Source organism: Nitrosospira multiformis, from assembly GCF_900110185.1.
Classification (GTDB): Bacteria; Pseudomonadota; Gammaproteobacteria; order Burkholderiales; family Nitrosomonadaceae; genus Nitrosospira; species Nitrosospira multiformis_A.
In genome coordinates this window covers 1-3,184 of sequence record NZ_FOCT01000035.1, presented here as the reverse complement: position 1 = coordinate 3,184, position 3,184 = coordinate 1, and the positions used below count along the sequence as shown (strand labels likewise).

At 51.4% G+C, this 3,184-nt stretch carries 6 protein-coding genes and 1 pseudogene; 3 read left to right on the top strand and 4 right to left on the bottom strand.

From position 1 onward, the window contains the following. Nucleotides 1-162 precede the first annotated feature (162 nt). From BMY01_RS16820 to BMY01_RS18985, 3 genes and pseudogenes are all read left to right on the top strand, one after another. Nucleotides 163-453: a nucleotidyltransferase family protein gene (locus tag BMY01_RS16820; RefSeq protein WP_074749256.1), complete on the top strand. Its 291-nt coding sequence runs from the start codon at nt 163-165 to the stop codon at nt 451-453. Next, a pseudogene (locus tag BMY01_RS18990) lies at nt 450-575 on the top strand (HepT-like ribonuclease domain-containing protein); the annotation flags it as partial. The gene BMY01_RS16820 and the pseudogene BMY01_RS18990, both read left to right, overlap by 4 nt. A gap of 104 nt (nt 576-679) precedes the next feature. After that, nucleotides 680-838, top strand: coding sequence for a HepT-like ribonuclease domain-containing protein (locus BMY01_RS18985; protein ID WP_439331420.1), 159 nt, complete (start codon nt 680-682; stop codon nt 836-838). Between the two features lie 437 nt (nt 839-1,275). Here BMY01_RS18985 and BMY01_RS17640 read toward each other — a convergent pair whose 3' ends face one another. The 4 genes from BMY01_RS17640 to BMY01_RS16790 all read right to left on the bottom strand — a co-directional run bounded on the left by BMY01_RS17640 (nt 1,276) and on the right by BMY01_RS16790 (nt 3,072). After that, on the bottom strand, nt 1,276-1,599 hold the full coding sequence (locus tag BMY01_RS17640; RefSeq protein ID WP_139176978.1) for an ATP-binding protein: 324 nt from the start codon (nt 1,597-1,599) through the stop codon (nt 1,276-1,278). Nucleotides 1,600-1,856: 257 nt separating this feature from the next. Continuing rightward, complete coding sequence (locus BMY01_RS16800) at nt 1,857-2,078, bottom strand: hypothetical protein (RefSeq protein WP_074749253.1); 222 nt, start codon at nt 2,076-2,078, stop codon at nt 1,857-1,859. 67 nt (nt 2,079-2,145) lie between these two features. Continuing rightward, a complete protein-coding gene (locus tag BMY01_RS16795) occupies nt 2,146-2,559 on the bottom strand; it encodes a response regulator (RefSeq protein ID WP_074749252.1) in 414 nt (137 codons plus the stop codon). Between the two features lie 96 nt (nt 2,560-2,655). Then, nucleotides 2,656-3,072 carry a response regulator gene (locus tag BMY01_RS16790; protein ID WP_074749251.1) on the bottom strand — a complete coding sequence of 139 codons (417 nt, stop codon included), beginning with the start codon at nt 3,070-3,072 and terminating at the stop codon, nt 2,656-2,658. Nucleotides 3,073-3,184: the final 112 nt, after the last annotated feature.

The window sequence follows — 3,184 nt, the reverse complement described above, 5'->3', positions numbered from 1 at the left end:
CCTGTTACCGGGGATAGACCGGGGATAGGATTGTGGATAAGTTTCTTAGGCCTCTGTTTCAGCTTGATCTAATGAAATTGGTCAGATTTGTTGCAGATGCTTTTCTTGAAAATCTATTCTTGATTGCTGTCATCTCAACAAATTCGATAAAGAAGGATGCCTATGAGACCGTCCGTTGCGCTTGACATGAAGCGAAGTGCAGTACGGGAAGCGACAAATCGCTTTCGTGCGGCGAACCCGCGTGTTTTCGGCTCGGTGCTGCATGGTACCGACCAGGATGGCAGCGACCTCGATCTGCTGGTCGATGCGCTGCCTGCTGGAACACGGTTCGATCTGGGCGGTTTACAGGACGAGCTGGAATCGCTGCTTGGCGTTCACGTCGACTTGCTCACCCCGGCTGACCTGCCACCAAAGTTCCGGGCCAAGGTGCTGGCGGAGGCTCAGCCGGTATGAGTGAGAATCGCCTGCCCGACTACCTTGACCATATGCAGCAGGCCGCGACGGATGCATGCAGCTTTGTGGAAGGTATGGGAAAAGATGATTTCCTTGAGGACAAGCGCACCCAGCAAGCCGTCATCATGAGTCTCATCATCATTGGTGAAGCTGCGACTAAGATAATGGACGCCTACGCTGAGTTCACACAGCACATTCCGAGGTACCCTGGCGCAGCATGCGCGGTATGCGTAACCGCATCGCTCACGGCTACTTTGACATCAACCTCGATGTGGTTTGGGGCACTGTGCGAATGGCGCTGCCGGAGTTGCTCGAGCACCTGCCCGCGGTGCGCCAGGATGCCGAAGACGAAGACCAGAACGGCATGATATTGAACCATGACTAGTTGCTGTGAAGACAAGAGCTGCGAAATAACAGCCATGCGCGCAAATCACTGTCGTGTGCTGTAGGTGGTGCTTGCCATCAATGCCGCGATGTTCCTCGTCGAGGGTGTAGCCGACCTGCTGGTCCAATCAATCTCGCTGTTGGCCGATGCGCTGGTATCTACATCCTGGTAACTACCAAGGAGAAGTTGTTAGCAGAATAGGCGATTTTTATCCTTCCTGGAGGCTTTTGAGAGGCGCGCCTCGTAGAGGATTCGTGATTGAAAATATCTCCATGATGATCATTGCCGATAGACGGCCCCGACTAGCCTCCTCCTTGTCGGGCATCGCCTGCCGCGTACGGTTACCTGAACCGGGGATGATCGAGGTTCCTCGGCTGTTTCCATCCATTCGACCCCTCGGCCTCTCGGGTCACCAACCGCCATTACCTATCGGCTAATCAGCGAACAAGCGGTAATCCGATGATCAATTCGGTTCCGCCTTCTGGCTGATTTGAAGCCACGATCCGTCCTCGGTGCGTGTGAACGATCGTCTGTGCAAGCGCAAGACCTAAACCGATACCGGGTGTTCCCTTGGCGCGGGCATCGGTCCCCGGATAAAAGGTGGCGTGCGAGGGTCCTTCCACATCATATTCGGGTTCACTATCGGCAGAACGGCCAATGAAGTTGAGAATGGAGTGAAAACTCCTTAGGCGGAAAGTGCCACTGATGGGCCAATCTCCGCCGAAGTGGGTAGAACGGATGTCGAATCGAACGTCATGCATACTCCAAGCCGCCGCTTTACCAAGTAGTTGTTCGCGCTTCTCGTGGGATAGGTTTCCAAGGTCATAATTGTGATGATGGTGGGCCCGATTACGTATTTAAGCAGAGTATACGTATTGTCCTGGGCGTTATAAGTCACCAAAAATTCTTTTTCCAAAGCTCGAAAGGCCTTTGCCGTAACTGAGTTAGCTGGAATCGTATGGGTGTGGTTCAGAACCAGCGGTTCTGCTGCCTGGGCTTTCATCCTGCACTGTGCTCTTCAGCGTTTGCGGGCCCTCTCTATAAGATTCTGAGCCGCTGCGTCCAATACTTTGGAGCAAGTCGGATTCTTTTCTTTCCCGATACAGTATTTTTCAAGGAAAGCATCCTGGCTCATCTTTTCGCCATTGACTACGATGTTGTTTGAATCATCAACGTGCGGCACTTCCCGTTCGCAGGCCAACACGAATATCCCTGGTAAAAGCCAGGTTGCTCTAATCACTGATATCTCCTTAGGGGATTGTCGTACTGCGCTTCCTTATTGATATTAATGGAATTTCTGCCGCTGGTCAGGGCATCTCGCTGATAGTCCAATAAGCATTGATTGACCGCGCGATTTCCACGAATTGCCTGTAACCAGCCGGCTTCTCAATATATCCTGCAGCACTCGAGTTGAAGCTGCTTAACTTGTCCTCATGATTATCGGAAGTCGTCAGTATCACGACAGGAATACGTCTAATCCTCTTGTCCTTTTTTACTGCCTGCAGGAATTCGATGCCGTTCATGATGGGCATGTTCAAGTCCAGCAAGATGAGGCAGGGTTTATCGTTGGTTTCATCCTTAAGGTAATTCAACCCATCCTCCCCGTTTTCCCGGTGCACAACCGGATTTGTAACACCAATTTCCTTGAATGCACGGATGATCCTCATCACGTCCACCTGGTCGTCCTCAACCAGAAGAATAGGTTTATTCGTGATCCTCACGGTAGCCCTATACTTCCAAGCAGGGGGGCATCGGTCGCTTTAGCGGAAAGGGAAATGAACCGAAAGACAAGAAAGGGGAAAGGGAAATCACGTCTTCTAATTAAGAAAGTTTCTGGGCAGACTTATCATACCCGCAACCGTCTCAACTAACATCTCCAATGGGGCGGGCTTGGAAAGATGCGCCTGGAAACCGGCATCGAACGCTCTTGCCGAATACTCAGGGCCGTGGAAGGCGGTGAAGGCCAGGGCTGGAATGTCTCTGCCTTTATGGGCGGGGAGGTTCCGTACGGCCCGGATGAACTGATATCCGTCCATATAAGGCATGCTGACGTCGCTTACGATGATGTCGAGTCTTTGCATCTGCACTTGCTCCAATCCTTCTGCAGCAGTAGGAGAGGCAATTACTTCGGCACCGCATAGGCCCAGCATGAGCTTGGTGAGGGCTAGTGTGTCTTCGTTGTCATCAACGACCAGCACCTTGATCCCGCAAAGGGACGGGTTTTTATTATCCATGACAGAGGTGCACAAACATGAGTACTAGCATAATTTTATCATTCATTCCTTAACCTCTTTCTGTTCGTTTTCTCACATTAACAACTCAACGCTGGCCAATATAGAAAAAGAA